Here is an 18,664-nt window from a genome sequence, read left to right as displayed (position 1 = left end):
CATCGCGGCGACTCGAGATCCGCACAGTGCGGATCTCTGGGCTGTGCCCCGAAGGAGATTCAACATGGCTAACGGTACCGTGAAGTGGTTCAACGCTGAAAAGGGCTTCGGCTTCATCGAGCAGGAGGGTGGCGGTCCTGACGTGTTCGCCCACTACTCGAACATTGCCTCGCAGGGCTTCCGCGAGCTGCAGGAAGGCCAGAAGGTCAGCTTCGACATCGCGCAGGGCCAGAAGGGCCCGACCGCCGAGAACATCGTCACCGCCTGACGCTGACGCGTACTACGCAGCTGGGGCCCGCACCTTGGGGTGCGGGCCCCAGCTCGCTGCATTTCCACCGCTCCGCCGGCCGTGACGGCCCGCGTGAGCGACGAGACAGCATCGCTGTCGCACACCGGCCGGACGGGACCTCTCCCCCGGCCCACCCGCCCGCACGCGCTCCCCGTTTTCGGTGGTTCGCGGCGTGGCGCACTTTTCATGGCAAGCGGTCCGCTCTTCGCGCCGGCCGCGCCATATTCGCTTTTGCCCGGCTCGTTCTTGTGAATCCTTGTGCGGCTCGATTTCCGCTGCCGGGAATTCCTCGATGCGCGCCGTATCGAGGAGGTTTCGCATGAACCGCGACCGCACCAGCCGTGGAAACGACCGTTCCGACCGCTCTTCCCGGTCCCGCTCCGAGGGCTACGGCGGCTACGCCGGGTCCCGCTCCGGTTCCGGCAGTGGAGGCGGCAGCCGCTTCGGCTCGTCGTCCGGCGGCCGCTCCGGCGCCCCCAGCCGTTCCGGTGGCCAGGGCCGTCCCGGCGGTTACGGCGGCCGCCGTTCCTCCGCCGTCCAGGGCGAGTTCGCCCTGCCGGTGACCCTGACCCCCGCGCTGCCCGCCGTCGAGGCCTTCGCGGACCTCGACATGCCGGCCCAGCTGCTGGCCGCCCTCGGCGCCGAGGGCATGAGCGTGCCGTTCCCCATCCAGGCCGCGACCCTGCCCAACACGCTGGCGGGCCGCGACGTCCTGGGCCGTGGCCGCACCGGCTCCGGCAAGACCCTCGCCTTCGGCCTGGCCCTGCTCGCCCGTACGGCGGGCCAGCGCGCCGAGCCCGGGCAGCCGCTCGCCCTGGTCCTCGTACCGACGCGCGAGCTGGCCCAGCAGGTCACCGCGGCCCTCACCCCGTACTCCAGGGTCCTGAAGCTGCGCCTGGCCACCGTCGTGGGCGGCATGCCGATCCACCGCCAGGCCGGAGCGCTGCGCGCCGGGGCCGAGGTCGTCATCGCGACCCCGGGCCGCCTCAAGGACCTCATCCAGCGCGGCGACTGCCGGCTCAACCAGGTCGGCATCACCGTCCTGGACGAGGCCGATCAGATGGCCGACATGGGCTTCATGCCCCAGGTCACCGCGCTGCTCGACCAGGTCCGCCCCGAAGGCCAGCGGATGCTGTTCTCCGCCACCCTCGACCGCAACGTCGACCTGCTGGTGCGCCGCTACCTCACCGACCCGGTCGTGCACTCCGTCGACCCCTCCGCCGGTGCGGTCACGACCATGGAGCACCACGTGCTCCACGTGCACAGCGCCGACAAGCACGCGACGACCACGGAGATCGCGGCCCGCGACGGCCGCGTGATCATGTTCCTGGACACCAAGCACGCGGTCGACCGGCTGACCGAGCACCTGCTGTACAGCGGTGTCCGCGCCGCGGCCCTGCACGGTGGTAAATCACAGCCGCAGCGCACCCGGACCCTGGCCCAGTTCAAGACCGGGCACGTGACCGTCCTCGTGGCGACGAACGTCGCGGCCCGCGGCATCCACGTGGACAACCTGGACCTGGTCGTCAACGTCGACCCGCCCACCGACCACAAGGACTACCTGCACCGCGGTGGCCGCACCGCCCGCGCGGGTGAGTCCGGCAGCGTCGTCACCCTGGTCACCCCGAACCAGCGCCGCGACATGACGCGGCTCATGGCCGCCGCCGGGATCACCCCGCGCACCGCCACGGTCCGCCCCGGCGACGCCGAACTGATCCGCGTCACGGGCGCCCAGGCCCCCTCCGGCGTGCCGGTGACCATCACCGCACCCGTCGCGGAGCGCCCCAAGCGCAGCCCCGGCTCCTCCCGGGGGCGTCGCAGCCGCCCGGCCCAGGACCGCCGTGGCGGCGGCCGGACGAGCACCCCGTCCACCGGGTCGCAGCGCCCGCCGCGCCTCGCCAGCGCCGCGTAGTACGGGCCAGGTACTTGACTCAGATCCCGGCGCTCACCCCGGTCCTCACCCCGACGCAGCCCCACCGGGCGGACCGCGTCACGACGACCGACGAGGCCATGCTTCCGTGCGGCCCGCAGGTCTGCGACGACATGACGGTCGAGGTCGCCCTCTCCGTCATGACCAGCACCCAGGCCGGGTACCTGGTCCTGTGCGACGAGGACGGCCTCTGCGCGGGCCTGGTCACCCGGGCCCAGCTGGGCGCCTTCCGGGCCGAGGCCGCCTACACCGACCGGGTCCGGCTGCGCGACCTGGTCCGGGACGGCGGCCCGTTCGTCACGCCCGGCACCCCGGCGCGTGACGCCGAACGGGTCCTGCGCGAGCGGGGCCTCGCGGCCCTGCCGGTCGTCGACGCCGACGGCCACGCGCTGGGCGTCCTGGTCCCACCGCCAGCCTGAATTCGCCGGCCTGAATTCCCCCGCCCGCGTTCCCTTGCCCTTCGCGCTGAATCCGGCCCCGTCCCGCGGCGGACCGTTCTCTCCTACCTGTGAGGCACCCATGCGCTGTGTCATCGCCCGCTTCCCGTTCGAGCTGACCAAGAGCGGGGTGCTGGCCTCGATGAAGGGCGTCAAGCCCGAACCGGTCACGGGCGAGTCCGCGATCATCGGCCGCCGTACGTACCCGGTCAAGCAGGTGGGCGCCGTCATCACCCGCCAGGACCGCAGGGACTTCAGCGCAGCCGAGGTGACCCGGGCGCTGAGCGCGCTCGGCTTCACCTGCCGGGCCGCGGCCGCCCCGGCCGAGGCGGCCGTTCCGGGACTGACCCAGGTGGAGCGTGCCTCCGTACTGCTGGGAGCCACGGCCGGGGTGTAAGGCCGGGAACAGGTGTGACGGACAGTGCCGGGGGCCCCGGCGGCAGCAGCCGCCGGGGCCCCCGTGCGTGGTCAGCGGGCCGGGATAGCGAGAGCCGACGGCGGCGGAGTTCGGCAGATGGTGTTGTATTTCCCTCGGGGCCCCGGTGCCGTACGGCGCGAGGGGCCCTCGACGCGTCATCCGCGTTACCTACACGAGGTGAAAGTGACACCAGAGAACCCAGTCGGTCGTCTCGATGACGACGACTACCCCGCCTACACCATGGGCAGGGCCGCGGAGATGCTCGGCACCACGCCGAGCTTCCTCCGTGCGATCGGCGAGGCCCGTCTCATCACGCCGCTGCGCTCCGAGGGCGGGCACCGCCGCTACTCGCGCTACCAGCTGCGCGTCGCCGCCCGTGCCCGGGAGCTCGTGGACGGGGGCATGGCCGTCGACGCCGCCTGCCGCATCGTCATCCTTGAGGACCAGCTCGAAGAGGCCCAGCGCATCAACGCCGAGTACCGGCGCGCGGCGGCCACGGAAGCCGGGAACCAGGACGGGGACGCGGGCGGGGGCGCGGACGAGGGCGGGGGCGGGGCGCAAGACACCCCCTAAGCCGGGCGGCCGGGGGCGCCGGGGTGGCAGAGTGGACACCATGTGTGGCCGTTATGCCTCGACCCGCGCCCCGGCCGACCTCGCCGGGCTCTTCGAAGCCCGCTGGAACGCCGCGGAGGCGCTCGCCGCGAGCTGGAACGTGGCGCCCACCGATCCCGTGTGGGCCGTACTCGAACACGCGGACCGGGACAGCGGCGAGGTGGAGCGGCGGCTCCGGGCGATGCGCTGGGGCCTGGTCCCCTCGTGGGCCAAGGACCCGGGCGTCGGATCCCGGATGATCAACGCGCGGGTGGAGACCGTCCACGAGAAACCGGCGTACCGCAAGGCGTTCACGAAACGCCGGTGCCTGCTGCCCGCTGACGGCTTCTACGAATGGGAGGCCGTACCCGCCTCCGGCCGGGCCAAGGCCTACAAGCAGCCGTACTTCATCGCGCCCGAGGACGGTGCGCCGATGGCGATGGCGGGGCTGTACGAGTTCTGGCGCGACCCGGCCGTCCCGGACGCCGATGATCCGGCCGCATGGCTGACCACCTGCACGATCATCACCACCGAGGCCACCGACGCGGCCGGCCGGGTGCACCCGCGCATGCCCCTGGCCCTGCACCCGGGCGATTACGGGGCCTGGCTCGACCCCGCCCACCACGACACCCACGCACTGCGCGCCCTGCTGCACACCCCGGCCGACGGGCGCCTGGCGGTGCGGCCGGTGTCCACCGAGGTCAACAGCGTCCGCAACAACGGCCCCCACCTCCTCGACCCGGTCGCCGGGGCGGACGCCACGGCCCCGGAGTAGCCTCGGCGACAGGCCGGTCGAACGGCCATGTCGGCCGAACGGTGGGGGAGTTGGTCGCGTCGTGATCGCCGAAGTGTGCGTGGGGGCGGCCTGGCCGTTCCTGCTGGCCGCCGCCGTGCTGAGGCTGCGTCCAGTGGCGGGGCCGGTGCGCGGCCCGGCCCGGGAGCGGCCCCTGACGCCCGTCGGGATCGGCCTGCTGCGCGGCGGCGGCCGGGGAGCCGCGCAGACGGCGCTCGTGGAGCTGCACCTGGCGGGCTCGGTCGAGGGGGCCTGGGCAGGGATGGTCCGCCGCGACGACACCAGGCCGCCGCCCCCGGGCGCCTCCGGGCTCGCCCGGGCGCAGTACAGCGTCCTCTTCGGGAAGCTGCACCCGAGCCGCCTGCAGCGGATCGGGCGGGTGGAGCGGGCCCTCGCGGCGGAGGCCCGCGCGGTGGAGCGGGCCGGGCTGCTGCTGTCCGGCCGACGCGTCGCCGCGGTACGGATCCTGCTGCTGCCGGTCCTGTGCGCGGCGCCCGTCGCGGCGGTCGCGGGGCGGCTGACCGCGCCGTGGCTGCTGCTCGCCCTGCTCGCGGACGGCGCCGCCCTGGCGCTGGGAGCGCTGCCCCGGCGCACCCGCGGGGGCGCGGCACTCCTGGCGCGGCTGCGGCGCGAACACGCCGGAGTCCGGCGGGCGTCCATGCGTGAACCGGACCAACTGCTGCTGAGCGTCGCCCTGTTCGGAGCCCCGGCGCTGCGCGAGCAGCTGCCCCGGTTCACCGGGGAGAGCGGCCTGCTGACCCGGCCGCCCAGGGAACCCATGGACCGGGGCGGAAGCGGCTCCGGCGAGCCCTTCGCGCCCTGCGGCGGGTAGGACCCACCGCCGCGGGGCGCCGAAAAGGGCCCCGGCGACACCGGGGCCCTCTTCGTAGTGCGGGGCCGTCCCGTCTGCACCCCCGTGTCAGGCGAGACGGCCCCGGTTCAAGGGGCCCGTCAGGCGGCGAGCGCCGGGGCCTCGGGCCGCGCGGGCAGCACCCGCGCGAGCAGCTTCGCCACCGCGATCACCGTCCGGTCCGCCAGATAGGGGCCGATGACCTGGACGGACAGCGGCAGCCCGGCCTCGTTCGTCCCCGCGGGCAGGACGAGCGAGGGCAGCCCGGCCGGACCGGCCAGATTGATCCAGCCCGTCTGGTCGAAGTACGGCCGCTTCGCGCCGTCGACCGTGATGAACCGCTGCGGCACCGGCACGGAGGTCTGGTCGGGGACGGCGGCCGTCGGGGTGGCCGGGGTGATCAGCACGTCGTGCCGGGTGAAGTACGCGGCCCACGCGGCGCGCAGCTGCTGCCGGGCCTCGTCGGCGACGCACCAGTCCCGGTGCCGCATGGTCCGCGCGTGCAGGTACAGGCCGCTGGGGTCACCGGCGGGGATCTTCTCCGCCGCCTCGACCTCGGCGGCGAATGCCGCGTCCGTCGCACTGGCGGCGGAGGTCGCGTACAGCAGCCGCTGGAAGAGCCGGTCGCTCGCGGCGAAGTCCACCGGGCGGTCGGCTTCGTCCACCTGGGCGCCGGAGCGGCGCACCAGGCCCGTCACCCGGCCGAGCAGCGCGCGGGTGTCGGCGTCCACGTGGCAGTAGGGGTCATCGGCCCAGATGCCGACGCGGTACTGGCCCAGGCGGGTCTTCGTCGGGGCCGGGAGGTCGATCCGCCAGGCGGCGCCGTCGGCCGGGGCCGGTGCGGCGAGCACGTCCAGGAGGAGGTCGAGGTCCTCGGGCGTACGGGCGACCGGACCCAGGGTGAGCATGTCGCCGCTGGTGGCCCAGTCCGGGGGGCGCGGGATGTGGCCGCGGGTCGGCACGACCGGGCTCGCGCCGCGGGAGGTGCGCAGCGCGTACACCCCGCAGTAGGCGGCGGGCAGCCGGAGCGAACCCGCCAGGTCGGACCCGACCTCCAGGGCGCTCAGGCCGGCGGCGACCGCCGCGGCCGGGCCGCCGGAGGAGCCGCCCGCCGTACGGTCGTCGGCGAAGGGGTTCTTCGTCGTCCCGAAGAGGGGGTTGGAGGTCTGGATGTCCTGGCACATGACCGGCACGTTGGTCTTGCCGAAGACGACGGCCCCGGCGGCGCGCAGGAGGGCCACCGCGTCCGCGTCGCGGGCGGGCACGTGGTCGGCGAGGTCCGGCGATCCGCAGGTGGTGCGCAGGCCCTTGGTCTCCAGGGCGTCCTTCACCGTCATGGGCAGGCCGTGGAGGGGGCCCAGCGGCTTCCCGGTCCGCGCGAGGTGCTGGTCGGCCCGGTCGGCGGCGCGCGCGGCCTCGGCGTCGAGGGTGACCACCGCGCCGATCCCGGGGTTCACCTTGTCGTGGTGGTCCAGGTACTGCTGGAGGAGCGCGCGGCTGGTGATGTCCCCGCGGCGCAGCGCGGCGAGCTGCTCGTGGGCGGGGGCCAGGTGCAGCGGCGTGCGCGGGGGCTTGGCGGAGGTGCGCGGCCGGGCGTCGGCGGACGCGGTCATGGCGGCCGCCGCGGCGACGACGGTCGTGGCGATGAGCAGGGTGCGGCGGAAGATCACGTGCGGACTCCTGACGGGGCGCTGTGCGGGTCGCGGGGGGCGGAGGCCCGTGACGGCAGCGGGGTGAAGTGGGCGGCGACCCGCTGGAGGTGCAGCAGTTCGTCCTCCGGGGTGGCGAGCGGCAGTTCCGCGTCCGCGTAGTCGGCCGGAGCGGCGACCGGCTCGACGGCGTGGTGCCGGACGAGGGCCGCGCGTATCTGGTCGGCGGTGACGGCCGCGGCGAGCCCGGCCCCCGTCAGACCCGCCGCGCCGTGCCGGGCCTCGGACTCGGCCCGGACGGCCGGGTCCAGGTAGCGGCGCAGCAGCGTCTGGCCGCCGCGGATCTCCACCCGCCGCCGCAGCAGCGGGAAGTGGGCGCTGCGGCCCCGCAGGAGTTCGTCGCGCTGGCGGGCCGGGCGGCGCAGGGCGATCCCCGGGTCGGCCTGGTCCATGGCGGACCACAGGTGGCGCAGCCGCCGGTAGCGCAGGTGCGCCGTGCACCAGGCGCGCACCGCGGTGATCCGCTTGACCAGGGTGGGCAGGAAGTAGCCGACCTGGGTGAGGGCGGCCCCGATGTCGCCGCACAGCCAGGCGTACGGGTCCAGGCCCTTCACGCTGAAGCCGAAGACCGCTCCGAGCACCGCCCCGATCCGGATGGCGCTGTACCCCAGGGTGATGACGGCGCCGATGCTGATCAGCCGCAGGCCGCGGGCGATCGACGGGTTCGAGGCGGTACGGGCGTACTTCCAGCAGGACCGGGCGAGGTAGGCCTCGGCGACGGTGTAGGTGGCGATGTACAGCGTCAGGTAGGCCTGGAAGAACGGGTCGTGCGCGTAGTAGAGCGAGAAGTCGGTGGGGCGCTGGGTCGCGGGCGTGAGGAGGACGAACAGGACGCCCATGCAGAGGATGACGGCGGCGGCCGCGGTGAGCAGGAGCCGGCCTCGGCGGCGGGCCTCGGCGAGCGGCTTCGACCAGTGGGCCAGCACCGTGGCCTGCAGCGCGAAGACCAGGACCACACAGCTCTGGGCGAGCGGTACGGCGATGTTGGTGACGCCGAGCGTGCTGTCGATGCGCACCCACACCCAGGTGAGGGAGATGGCGTAACTGAGGCCGGAGAAGCCGTAGGTGAACGCCAGGGCGACCAGCGCGGGGTCGCGGCGGCTCTTGCCGAGGTCGCGCAGGAGGAAGAGGAATCCCGTCCCGGCGATCATCAGGCACAAGGGGTGCAGTATGTCTTTCACGGGCTCGTATTCGGGTCAGCGCAGCAGCGTACGGGATATGGGGTCGGTGTCCTGCGGGCCGCGGCGGGGCGTGCTCACGTGCTCCTGCAGCAGCGAACCGAGCATCTCGGCCTCGAACTCTTCCGGGTTGTCGTAGCGGGTCCGGCCGAGGACGAGCTGAACGGTGCCGGGGTCGATGTCGGTGATCAGTCCGCCCAGGGTTCCCGTGGAGAACGACGCTTTGCCGCGGTGCTGTCTGAGCATGTGCGCGAACTCGTGGGCGACGATGATCTCGGCGTGCGGCTTGCTGATCCCGGTGTCGTAGAAGACGTAGTCCGTGGACTCGGTGGCGAGCCAGAGCCCGCACGGCGCCGACGCGTCGAGGGCGTCCGGGTCCGAGGAGTCGGGGGTGAAGGGCATGAGGCGGATCGAGCGGTCGAGCCGCTCCTCCATGAACGGCACCAGGTCCAGCACGCTGGCCACGGCGGGGAGCCGCAACTCGTCGAGGAACGCCCGGCTGCGCCGTTCGACCGCGACGGCTCCGATGTCGGGTTGACGGGTGCGACGGCGGCGCCACATGCGGTTTCCTCTCGGTGTCGGCGGACGGGCGGGCGTTCGGGTGGGGTGGGGGGCCGGGTGGGGGTCCGGCCTCGGGTCACGGCAGGTCCTTCGCGCCGGGCGGGGGCAGGCCTTCCTGCTCCCGGACGACCTCGATCGCTTCCAGGACCTTCCCGAGGCTCTTCGCCGACAGGCCGATCGACCGCAGGGCGATCTCCTTCACACCCGCTTCGCTGAGTTTGCGCAGGAGTTCGAACTGGTCGGTGACCTTCCGGGTGACCTCGTCCTCCACGAAGTAGCCCGCTTCCACGCCGAAGAACCGGGCGAAGAGGGGCACGAGCGTGATGGTCGGGGTGCGTTCGCCCTTGCGGAGCATGCCGACGTAGGCACCGGTGCAGCTTTCCTTGCCGTACGACGAGATGGTCCGGGCCACGTGGGCGTTGCTGAACTCCTTCGCGCCAGGGGGACGCACGCGGTCGAACAGGTAGTTCAGCCGGTCACTGAACGGCGCCCCTGGACCCGGAACGGGTGCGGGGGACCTCTCCGGGGTCCCGGTGTCCGGTTGCTCATCTGCTGGGGCCACGTGCGCTGCTTCCTCTCGACCGGCCTAAACTATAGTTGAAGGCCCGGAGAGGGAAGCCCCGGTCGGCCTCCGGTGGCCCGGCGCGGGGGATCAGGCCAACAGCTGGCCGAAAGCAGCACGGTTGACGGGCCGGCCGGAGCGTCTCGACGGCCCTGACCCCGTGACGGGGCACGACGAGAGCCCGGATACCGACGGGGGTGCGGTATCCGAGCTCTCGCGACCAGCTTAGTCGGGTCGCGGGCGGTTATCTCCCTCTCCCCCCGCGAAGGCCGGGAATTGACCGGCCGCGCGCACGGGTTCGCGCGGAGCCCGGGGTCAGTGCGGCAGCCGCTCGCCGCAGCGCGAGCAGTACCGGGCGTCCCGTTCACCGGCGAGCCGGCCGCAGTCCGGGCAGACCCGGTCCAGCAGGCACGCCGCTTCCCCGCCCTCCTGTGCCGCCCCGGTGCCCGCCACGGCGGGCACGGGGGCGATGGCGAGGCCCGGCCGCCGGACGTGCACGGTCACGTGGAGCATCCCCGCCGGGCCCGCGCGCAACGAGCGCCGCGCGTGCCGCGGGAGCCAGAGCGCCGTACGGGGGGCCAGCGCGGTGCGGCCTTCGGGCGCGTCGAGGAAGCCGCCGCCCTCCAGGACGATCAGCAGCACGTCGAGGACGGTGTCGGTGTGTTCCGCGATCACCGCGCCCGGCCGGAGCCGGACGAGGTTGGCGTCCAGACCGCGGGGGTTTTCGGCCAGCCGCCACAGCACCCCGGCCGCCTCCGGGCCCGCGGCCGCGGCCACCGCGTCCAGGTCGGCGAGGACCCTGGCGGGCCCGCCCCGCGCGCCCGGCGGCGCGGTGGGGTCGTGCGGCGGAGGTGGCGTCGGCATCGCCATGGCGGTCTGTCTCCCCGGTGCGTCGGACGGTGATTTCCCAGACTGGGTCCGGGGGCAGTTTGCACCCTCCCCGCGGGTCCGCGCCGCCGCCCGCCGGAACCGTTTCACCGAAGTACCCCGCCTGCTGGTGGCAGGCGGGGTACGGGTGGGGTGAGCGCGGCCGGTCAGCCCTCGATGCGGTGCTGGGTCCAGAACGAGGTCAGGTCGGTGGTCGTGGCGGCCTGGGCGGCCGCCTTGAACTCGGCGGTGGTCGAGACGCCGTACCAGTGCGCCGCGGCGTAGTCCTTGAGCAGCTTCGCCATGACGGTGTCGCCCAGGACGCGGCGCAGGTCGTGCAGGGCGCACTTGCCGTAGCCGTAGACGACGGTGGAGTAGCGGGAGGAGTGGGCGTCCCAGTAGCCCATCGAGTTGGTGATCTTCTCAGCCGTCCCGGCCCACGAGACGCTGTTCCAGCAGCTCGCGCCGGTCTTGTTCTGCGCGAGGTCGGTGGCGTAGTCGGTGAACGCCTCGTCGAGCCAGGGGCTGGTGTACTCGTCGTCGCCGACGATCCCGTACCACCACTGGTGGGCGATCTCGTGGGTCAGCGCGGTGGTGCTGACCAGGTCGAGGACGAAGCCGGGGTACTCCATGCCGCCGAACCAGTAGTTGTTGTCGATCACCGCGTCCAGTTCGCCGTACGGATAGGCGCCGAACCGGGCGGAGTGGGCGTCCACGGCGGACTTGGCGGTGGTGAGCATCGACTGCGCGTCGGACGAGCTGATGCCCGAGACGGAGTAGATGTTGACCGGGGTCCCGGCCGCCGAGGTGCCGGAGATCTTGCTGAACGGACCGGCCGCCCAGGCGAACTCGCGGACCTTGGTGGCGGTGGCGGTGGTGACCGTACGGCCGCTGGTGCCCGGGGCGTCGACGGACGCGCCGGTGGCCGGTACGAGCAGGCTCGTCGGGTGGTCGAGGGTCACGCGGAAGTCGGAGGCCAGCGCGTAGAAGGACTCGCCGTTGTTGGTGTACGGGTCGAGGTGCCAGCCCGCCCCGTCCCTGACCGCGAGCACCGGCAGGGCGTTGCCGACCATGCTGAAGGCCCCGTCGTAACCGAACCGGTCGGCGCCGCTGGGGACCGTGATGCCGAGGTCGAATCCGATCGTCGCGCTCTGCCCCTGGGTCAGCGGCGTCGGCAGGGTGATCTGCAGGGCCGTGCAGCCGACCGAGAGCGCGCCCGCCGTGCCACCGGTGACGTTGGTGACCGAGATGGGCATGGCGGAGCAGGTGCCGTGGTAGTTGTCCCAGAGCCGCAGGTACACCTCGCTGAGCGCGGTGGCCGAGGCGTTGGTGAAGGTCGCGCTCTCGTGGCCGGTCCAGCCGGTGCCGCTGGTGTTGCTGGTCAGGCTGACCGTGTAGGAGGGCGCGGACGGCGTACGGGTGGAGTCCCCGGGCGGGGTCGTGCCGCCGGAGGTGTCCAGGGCCACGTCGTCGACGACGAAGCTGGTCTGGAGGCTGGAGTCCTCGGTTCCGGTGAAGGAGAGGCTCACGGTCTGGCCCGCGAAGGCCGACACGTCCAGCGACTTCTGTACGTAGCCGGTGTTCTTGTCCAGGTTCGAGTACGTCGCCAGCGTCGTGGTGCCGATCTTCGCCGTCAGCTTGTCGTACTTCGTGGACGTGGTCGTCTCGGCCGTGTCGATGTGCAGCCAGAAGGTGAGCGTGGCGGTGCTGCATCCGGACGGGATCGTGACGCTCTGGGAGAGGGTGTCGGTGTGCGTGCTGCCGACGCCGTTCAGCCAGCCGAACTGAGTGCCGCCGTGGGCGCTCTGACCGGAGCGGTTGGTGATGATGCCGGTCTGCGACTGGGTCCAGGGCGAAGTGCCGCTCTCGAAGCCGCCGTTGGCGACGACCTGGGCCGGGGTGCAGGCGGCGGCCACGGGGGCCGTCCGCGGTGTGGCCGCCGCCGGGGTCCCGGACAGGGTGGCGGCGGTCAGCGCCGCGACGGCGAGTGCGGTCGCGGCGAGGGTCTTGTGGGGGGTCGGTCTCACACGGAACTCCTTTGAGACGGCCGGGATGACGGCCTGCTCGGTGGCCGCCCGGCCGGCTTGGGTGGGCCGGTGGGCAGCCGCGGGCTGCGCGCATCGCTCGCGCGATCGCTGGGGTGGGGGGTGGCTGGTGGATTTCCGTGGGGAAGGAGCGGCGTTCGGTGCGTGCTCTCGGTGTGCCGGCCGGAAGCCTGCGTACTGGTTGTACGTGGGCTTTCGGCCGGTGCGGCGAGAGCGCGTGCCGGGCGTCGCGACGCCGCGGAGATCCACCAGACACCCCCGAGATGCCTGGCACGTCCCCCTGGGTCAGGGGACGCAGCCGGAAGCCTGGCAGAAGTGACCTGGACATGCCATCAGGGGCAGGTAAAAGTGTTCCCTTCAATGCGGTGAAGTCACAGCGGAACAAAGGGTGTTGGCATCTTCATGCCGTGCTGCGGGCGGCGAGGGCGGCCAGGGCCGAGCGGCTGGCGACACCCGTCTTGCGGAAGATGTGCGAGAGGTGGGTGTCGACCGTGCGCGGGCTCAAGTAGAGCCGGGCCGCGATGGCCGGGGTGGTCAGACCCTCCGTCACCAGGGCCGCGATCTCCCGCTCGCGCGGGGTGAGCCCGGGGAGCGGGAGCCCGGGCCGGGGGAGTCCTGAGGCGGTCGGGGCCGGAGCGGCGGGAGCGGTGGCAGTGGTGGGCCGGGGGAGTTCCGGGAGGGCCGCGGGCGGCGCCGGAGGGAAGAGGTCCGCGAGGCCCGTCAGCAGCCGCGCGCCCCCGGCCTCGGCCAGCCGGCGGCCCCGCTCCCACGGGCCCACCGCCGCGCCGGGGTCACCGGCCCGCGCCGTCAGGGCCGAGCCGGTCAGCAGGGCCTGGGCCTCCCACAGGGTCGCACCCGAGCGCGCGGCCTCCTCGGCCGCCCGGGCGTACCGCTCCGCCGCCGCGGCCGGGTCGCCGCGGCCCGCCAGCAGCTGGCCCGCGCTGCGCAGGGCCGAGGCCCGCTGGGAGGGCAGCCCGAGGCGTTCCGCGTCCCGCCCGGCCAGGGCGGCCCACTCCTCGGCGGCGGCCAGGTCGCCGGTGGTGACCGCGGCGGTCACCAGGGCCTCCAGGAACAGGGGGCGCATCGACGGCTGGAGGCCCGCGAGCTCCGGCCCGCCGCCCGCCCGCAGCATCGCGGCCCGGGCCCGCCCCGGGTCACCGCAGTGCAGGGCGGCGTAGCTCATCACGCACCACACGAGCGAGGTCCACCAGCTGGTCCGCGGCCCGGCCAGGGCGACCGCCTCCTCGGCGACCGTGAGCGCGCCGCGGTCCTCCGGCGGCAGCGACGCGATCAGCACCTGGGCCTTGTTCGCCAGCACCAGCGCGAGGAGTTCGTCGCTGGCGATGCCGCGGGCGATGCTCTCCGCCTCGTCCGTCAGCTCCAGCGCGCTGCCGAGCCGACAGGTGTTCATGTGCACGATCGCCTTGCACAGCAGCAGGTGCGGCAGCAGGTGGAGGGGGCCGCTCCGGCGGGCGATGGCCAGTCCGCGCTCCGCGTGCCGCTCCGCGTCCTCGAACCGTTCCAGATAGAACTCGGCCCAGCTCAGCCGGGCCAACGCCTCGCACAGGTCCGCGAGTTCCCGGTCCGCCAGCGCGTCCACCCGGGCGGCGGCGCGGTCGGCGAACTCCAGGGCGGCGGCCACGTTCCCGCCGTACGCCTCCCCGAGCGCCGAGATCGCCAGCGCGCCCGCGGCGGCCGGGGCGTTGCCGAGCCGCTCCGCCAGGCCGAAGGTCCCCAGCACCGTGGTCCGCACCTCGGCATAGGGCAGGGCGTGCGGCGCGGACGAGCCGAGTTCGAGCCCGAGGGCGAGCGAGGCGGCCGGGGGCGGGGCGGGCCGCCGGTCCAGCTCGCGCCGCAGCAGCGAGACGGCGGCGCCGTAGTGCCCGAGGTGACGCTCCATCGATGCGCACAGGGTCACGGCGCTCGCGCGGACCGCGCCGTCCTCGTCGGCGGCCGCCCCCGCGATCACCTCGCGCAGCAGGTCGCGGCTCTCCCGCAGCTCGCCGCACACGCTCAGCGCCCGCGCCCGCCGCAGCACCAGGTCCAGGCGGCGCGCGGCGTGGGCCGGGGCGTCGGGCAGCACCCGCAGCACCACGTCCAGCCAATGGGCGCAGCTCGCCGGGGCCGTGGTCTCGGACTGCCCGGCCGCCTCCAGCAGGACGGCCGCCAGCTCCGGGTCCCACCCGGTCAGCGCCCGCTCGACGTGCGGCGCCCGGACCGCCGCCGAGGTGCCCGCCCGGGCCAGGGCCGCGGCCGCCCGCCGGTGCATCCCCGTGCGCCGCCGGTGCTCGGTGTGCTCGTGGACCACGGTCCGCAGCACCGGATGGCGCAGCGACCAGCCGCCGCCGGGCGCGGGGCGCAGCAGGTCCCGGTGGGCCAGTACGCCCAGGTCCCCGTCGAGCCGCCCGGCGTCGGGCGCCTCGGCGACAACCGCCAGCAGCGCGGGGGTGGCGCGGTCCCCGAGCACGGCGACGGCCTCCGCGGTACGGCGCTGCGCGGCGGTGAGCGGGGTCAGTTCGTCGAGCAGCAGCGCGGTGAGGTCACCGGCGGGCACCGCGGGGCCGGTCTGCCCCTGGAGCAGGGCCAGGAAATAGAGCGGGTTGCCCTCGCTCGCGGCGTACAGCCGGGCGGCCCGGGCGGGCGCCAGCTCCGGAGCGAGGTGCTCCACACAGGCCCGCTCGTCGAGGGGGCCGAGGTCCAGGCGCAGTACGGCGCCGGTGTCGACGCCCCGGGTCAGCGCGGCGGCGAGCGACGGAGAGGTCTGCCGGTCGCGCCGGGCCACGACGATGCGGACGGGGGCGCGCAGCGGGTGGCGCACGAGGTGGTCGAGCAGCTCCAGCGAGGCCGGGTCGGCCCAGTGGAGGTCGTCGAGGGCGATGAGCAGGCCGCGCCCGTTCCCGTGGCGCCCGCCGAGGGCGCCGAGCAGCCGGGCGGTCGCACGGTGCAGGGCGAACCGGTCGACGGGCGTCGCGGCGCGGTGATCCCCCGCGTCCCGCGTGTCGCCCGGGTCCTGTGCGTCCCCCGGGTCCCGTGCGTCCCCCGGGTCCCGCGCGTCCCGCCCGTTTCGGGCGGGGGAATCCGGGCCCTCCGGCTCCGCTCCCGGCCCGGCGGCCGCGGGCGGCCTCGGGGCGGGGGCCGGGGCCGCGGACACCCCGTACAGGACGGGTGCCACCGGCGCCGCCTCCGCCCCCACCGCGCGCAGCAGCTCCGGGTCCAGATCCGCGAAGGCGTCGGTGAACAGCCGGAAGGGGATGTGCCGTTCGTATTCGGTGGCCCGCCCGCGCAGCACGGCCAGGCCGCGCCCGCGGGCCCGCGCGCACACCGCGGTGAGCAGCCGGCTCTTGCCGATCCCGGCCGCGCCGACGAGGTCGACGACGGCCGGTGACCCGGCCCGCCCGTCGAGCACCCGCTCCAGCCGGTCGAGTTCGGCCCCCCGGCCGACCAATGGAGTTCCGTACGGCATGACCCCACCCCCCGGTGTCGGTTACCCGCATTGGGGGCCGGGGATACGTAGGCGGTTCTACGGATGCCGGGGCGCGGCAGCGGCTGCCAGCATCGGAGGAGCCGGGGCGGGGGCCGGGGGCCGGGGCGCGGGGGGCGTCCCGGCCGCACCCGAACGCCTTGCCCGAGCCCGAGCCCCTCACCCGAACCCTCACCCGAACCCATCCCTGACGAGGAGGCCGCATGCGCCGATTACGTGTGTCCGTCGTTCCGCTCCTGACCGCTCCGGTGCTCGCCCTCACCGCCTGCTCCGGCTCCGGCTCCGGCGCGGGCCTGGGCCTGGGGCCGGACCGTTCCGTCCCGCCCGCCTCCGCATCGCCGTCCGCCTCCGCTTCCGCCGTGCCATCGGCCGCCGCGCCGGTCCCGCCCGGTCCGGGCACCCTGCCCGTGCCCGTGCCCTCGGCCGCGCTGTCCCCGCGCTGCACGCCCACCGCCTCCCTGGACACGGCGGCCCTGGGCGCGTACATCAGGGGCCTGCGGGCCAGCGACCGCGCGCAGTCCTCGTACTCGGCGCTCTTCATGGTGGACACCGGGGTGTACCTGCGGCTGAAGGACGCCGTGCGCCCGTGCGAGCCGCTCCGGCTGAAACTCACCCACTTCCGGGTGCACATCGCCAAGGCCACGCCGGGTTCCACGACCGCGGCGGGCTTCTCCTTCACCTATGCGCCCATCGAAACCCTCACGGTCTCGGCCGGCCCGGGCGACGGCTTCGCCGAGGGCAGCAAGCCCCCGGCCACCGAGAAGTGCGGCGGCACGCTGTCCGTCGTCTACCTGGGCGAGGAGGTGACCGAACGGGAACTGCCCTCGCAGCTGCAGTTCCCGAAGACGGACTCCACCTTGGACTGGACGCTGGCCGACGTCTCCGCGGAGCGGGTGCTGGACGCGGTCTTCAAGCCGCCGCCCGAGGCGCGCTCCTGCTGACCGGAGGCGGCCGCGACGGCGGGGCCGCGGAGGCGGGGCCGGGGCGGCGCGCCGCGGGGGTGCGCGCCGCCCGGCCCGCCCCGGGCCCGTACCCAATGGCGCACCCGGGTTGCGAGGGGCCGCGGGGGCTGTTGGGTTGGCAGGGTGACCGCGCGGCCGACCGGGGCCGGCGCGGCCGAGGCGAGCGGAGACACGTCGTGGCCAAGGCCTATCTGGTGGGTGCGGGCATCGCTTCCCTGTCCGCCGCGGCACTGCTGATCAGGGAGGGCGGGTTCGCGGGCGGGGACATCACCCTCCTGGAGGCCCAGGACCGTACGGGCGGGAGCCTCGACGCGGCGGGCGATCCGGACACCGGCTACACCATGCGCGGCGGGCGGATGTTCGAGCTGCACTTCGCGTGCACCTACGACCTGCTGTCTTCCATCCCCTCGCTCGACGCGCCGGGCACCTCGGTCACCGAGGACACCTTCGCCTTCCACGAGGACTTCGCGTGGAACGACAAGGCCCGCCTGGTCGACGCCACCGGGCAGCCGGTCGACACCCGTTCGATGGGGTTCTCCGAGCGCGACCGGCTCGACCTGGTCGCCTGCGTGGCCACCCCCGAGTCGCGCCTCGACGGCAAGCGCATCTCCGACTGCTTCGCCCCGGAGTTCTTCACCACGAACTTCTGGTTCATGTGGTGCACGACCTTCGCCTTCGAACCGTGGCATTCGGCGATCGAGTTCCGGCGCTACCTCAACCGGTTCGTGCACCTCTTCAAGACCTTCGACACCATGTCGGGCATCTACCGGACCCGCTTCAACCAGTACGACTCGATCGTGCGCCCGCTCCAGGCATGGCTGCGGAGCAACGGCGTCCGGTTCCTCATGAACACCACCGTCACCGATGTCGAGCTGGCCGCCGGGGACGGCATCACCGCCACCGCCCTCGTCCTCACCCGCGACGGCGGCGCGGCCGAGCGGATCCCCCTCGCGCCCGAGGACCTCGTCTTCGTCACCAACGGGTCGATGACCGCGAACTCGACCCTCGGCACCACCGACACCCCCGCCGTCCTGGACACCTCCGCGCCCGACGCCTCGTGGCGGCTGTGGCAGACCCTCGCGGCCAAACGCCCCCACCTGGGCGACCCCTCGGTGTTCGACTCCTCCGTCGCGGACTCCACCTGGGGCTCCTTCACCGTGACCACCAAGGACCCCACGTTCTTCAAGGCCATGGAAGAGTTCTCCGGCAGCGAGGCGGGCAAGGGCGGACTGATCACCTTCAAGGACTCCGGCTGGCTGCTCACCATCGTCCTCAACCACCAGCCGCACTTCCACGAGCAGCCCGACGACACCTTCGTCTGGTGGGGCTACGCGCTGTTCCCGGACAAGAAGGGCGACCACGTCGGCAAGACGATGGCCGACTGCACGGGCCGCGAGATCCTCGCCGAGGTACTGGGCCACCTGCGCCTCGCGCAGAGCGAGCAGATCCTCGAATCGTCCGTCGTACGGCCCGCGCTGATGCCGTACATCACCAGCCAGTTCCTGGTCCGCAAGGCCGGTGACCGGCCGCGGGTCGTGCCCGCGGGCTCCACCAACCTGGCCTTCATCGGCCAGTACGCCGAGGTCCCCGACGACGTGGTGTTCACCGTCGAGTACTCGGTGCGCACCGCCTGGACCGCGGTCGCGGAGCTGCTGCACCTCGACCGGCGGCCCCCGCCCGTCCACAAGGGCGGCCACGACCCCAAGGTGCTGCTGGAGGCGCTCCACACCATGCACCGCCGCTGAGCGCGGGAGCGGCCCGCGCTCCCCGACCGGCCCCCCGGCCCCCGGCTCATCTGCCGGGGGCCGGTCGCGTGCCGTGCGCCGCTCGTGACCCGTGGGTCCGTGGCGCCCGTAGGCCGCCTGGCGGACCGTCACCCGACGCACCGTCACCCCATCGGTGTGCCTGCCTCGCGCGTCCCCCTCCGATCAGCCAGGGTGATGATCATCGGCCGCCCGGCCCGCCTCCCCGGCACCGGCGGTGCACCCCCT

At 74.1% G+C, this 18,664-nt stretch carries 16 protein-coding genes; 9 read left to right on the top strand and 7 right to left on the bottom strand.

Annotated elements, in window-relative coordinates; translation table 11 throughout:
* Positions 1 to 64 precede the first annotated feature (64 nt).
* The 7 genes from OHS33_RS01630 (at position 65) to OHS33_RS01600 (ending at position 5,290) form a co-directional block, all read left to right on the top strand.
* Positions 65 to 268 carry a cold-shock protein gene (locus tag OHS33_RS01630; RefSeq protein WP_053678014.1) on the top strand — a complete coding sequence of 68 codons (204 nt, stop codon included), beginning with the start codon at positions 65 to 67 and terminating at the stop codon, positions 266 to 268.
* 340 nt (positions 269 to 608) lie between these two features.
* Positions 609 to 2,201, top strand: a complete 1,593-nt coding sequence (locus tag OHS33_RS01625) for a DEAD/DEAH box helicase (RefSeq protein WP_330328563.1) — start codon at positions 609 to 611, stop codon at positions 2,199 to 2,201.
* A gap of 98 nt (positions 2,202 to 2,299) precedes the next feature.
* Positions 2,300 to 2,638 (top strand): CBS domain-containing protein, encoded by a 339-nt coding sequence (locus OHS33_RS01620; protein ID WP_443065403.1) that lies wholly within the window; start codon positions 2,300 to 2,302, stop codon positions 2,636 to 2,638.
* Between the two features lie 100 nt (positions 2,639 to 2,738).
* Positions 2,739 to 3,053: an SCO5918 family protein gene (locus OHS33_RS01615; protein ID WP_330328561.1), complete on the top strand. Its 315-nt coding sequence runs from the start codon at positions 2,739 to 2,741 to the stop codon at positions 3,051 to 3,053.
* A 261-nt stretch (positions 3,054 to 3,314) separates the two neighbouring features.
* Entirely contained in the window at positions 3,315 to 3,647 is a 333-nt protein-coding gene (locus tag OHS33_RS01610) for a helix-turn-helix domain-containing protein (protein ID WP_443065402.1), read from the top strand.
* A 40-nt stretch (positions 3,648 to 3,687) separates the two neighbouring features.
* Positions 3,688 to 4,440, top strand: a complete 753-nt coding sequence (locus tag OHS33_RS01605) for an SOS response-associated peptidase (RefSeq protein WP_330328560.1) — start codon at positions 3,688 to 3,690, stop codon at positions 4,438 to 4,440.
* 61 nt (positions 4,441 to 4,501) lie between these two features.
* Positions 4,502 to 5,290: a TIGR04222 domain-containing membrane protein gene (locus tag OHS33_RS01600; RefSeq protein WP_330328559.1), complete on the top strand. Its 789-nt coding sequence runs from the start codon at positions 4,502 to 4,504 to the stop codon at positions 5,288 to 5,290.
* 119 nt (positions 5,291 to 5,409) lie between these two features.
* Here OHS33_RS01600 and OHS33_RS01595 read toward each other — a convergent pair whose 3' ends face one another.
* The 7 genes from OHS33_RS01595 to OHS33_RS01565 form a co-directional block, all read right to left on the bottom strand.
* The gene (locus OHS33_RS01595) at positions 5,410 to 6,978 is read right to left on the bottom strand and encodes an amidase family protein (RefSeq protein ID WP_330328558.1); all 1,569 of its coding nucleotides are present in this window, start codon (positions 6,976 to 6,978) and stop codon (positions 5,410 to 5,412) included.
* The gene (locus tag OHS33_RS01590) at positions 6,975 to 8,198 is read right to left on the bottom strand and encodes an MAB_1171c family putative transporter (RefSeq protein ID WP_330328557.1); all 1,224 of its coding nucleotides are present in this window, start codon (positions 8,196 to 8,198) and stop codon (positions 6,975 to 6,977) included. Before OHS33_RS01590 ends, OHS33_RS01595 begins: the two co-directional genes overlap by 4 nt.
* Before the next feature lie 15 nt (positions 8,199 to 8,213).
* On the bottom strand, positions 8,214 to 8,756 hold the full coding sequence (locus OHS33_RS01585; protein WP_330328556.1) for a hypothetical protein: 543 nt from the start codon (positions 8,754 to 8,756) through the stop codon (positions 8,214 to 8,216).
* Between the two features lie 76 nt (positions 8,757 to 8,832).
* Positions 8,833 to 9,318 (bottom strand): hypothetical protein, encoded by a 486-nt coding sequence (locus OHS33_RS01580; protein WP_330328555.1) that lies wholly within the window; start codon positions 9,316 to 9,318, stop codon positions 8,833 to 8,835.
* 315 nt (positions 9,319 to 9,633) lie between these two features.
* Positions 9,634 to 10,182 (bottom strand): hypothetical protein, encoded by a 549-nt coding sequence (locus tag OHS33_RS01575; RefSeq protein WP_443065401.1) that lies wholly within the window; start codon positions 10,180 to 10,182, stop codon positions 9,634 to 9,636.
* A gap of 170 nt (positions 10,183 to 10,352) precedes the next feature.
* Complete coding sequence (locus OHS33_RS01570) at positions 10,353 to 12,212, bottom strand: M1 family metallopeptidase (RefSeq protein ID WP_330328553.1); 1,860 nt, start codon at positions 12,210 to 12,212, stop codon at positions 10,353 to 10,355.
* Between the two features lie 418 nt (positions 12,213 to 12,630).
* Complete coding sequence (locus OHS33_RS01565; protein WP_330328552.1) at positions 12,631 to 15,693, bottom strand: AAA family ATPase; 3,063 nt, start codon at positions 15,691 to 15,693, stop codon at positions 12,631 to 12,633.
* A gap of 221 nt (positions 15,694 to 15,914) precedes the next feature.
* On the opposite strand from OHS33_RS01565, the gene OHS33_RS01560 reads away from it, so the two are divergent.
* Together OHS33_RS01560 and OHS33_RS01555 are read left to right on the top strand one after the other, a co-directional pair.
* On the top strand, positions 15,915 to 16,652 hold the full coding sequence (locus OHS33_RS01560; protein WP_330328551.1) for a hypothetical protein: 738 nt from the start codon (positions 15,915 to 15,917) through the stop codon (positions 16,650 to 16,652).
* A gap of 197 nt (positions 16,653 to 16,849) precedes the next feature.
* Positions 16,850 to 18,418 (top strand): oleate hydratase, encoded by a 1,569-nt coding sequence (locus OHS33_RS01555; RefSeq protein ID WP_330328550.1) that lies wholly within the window; start codon positions 16,850 to 16,852, stop codon positions 18,416 to 18,418.
* Positions 18,419 to 18,664: the final 246 nt, after the last annotated feature.

Origin of the sequence: Streptomyces sp. NBC_00536 (genome assembly GCF_036346295.1) — a bacterium.
Taxonomy (GTDB): domain Bacteria; phylum Actinomycetota; class Actinomycetes; order Streptomycetales; family Streptomycetaceae; genus Streptomyces.
The sequence above is the reverse complement of the archived record's forward strand: the minus strand, read 5'-3'. Positions and strand labels throughout refer to the sequence as shown.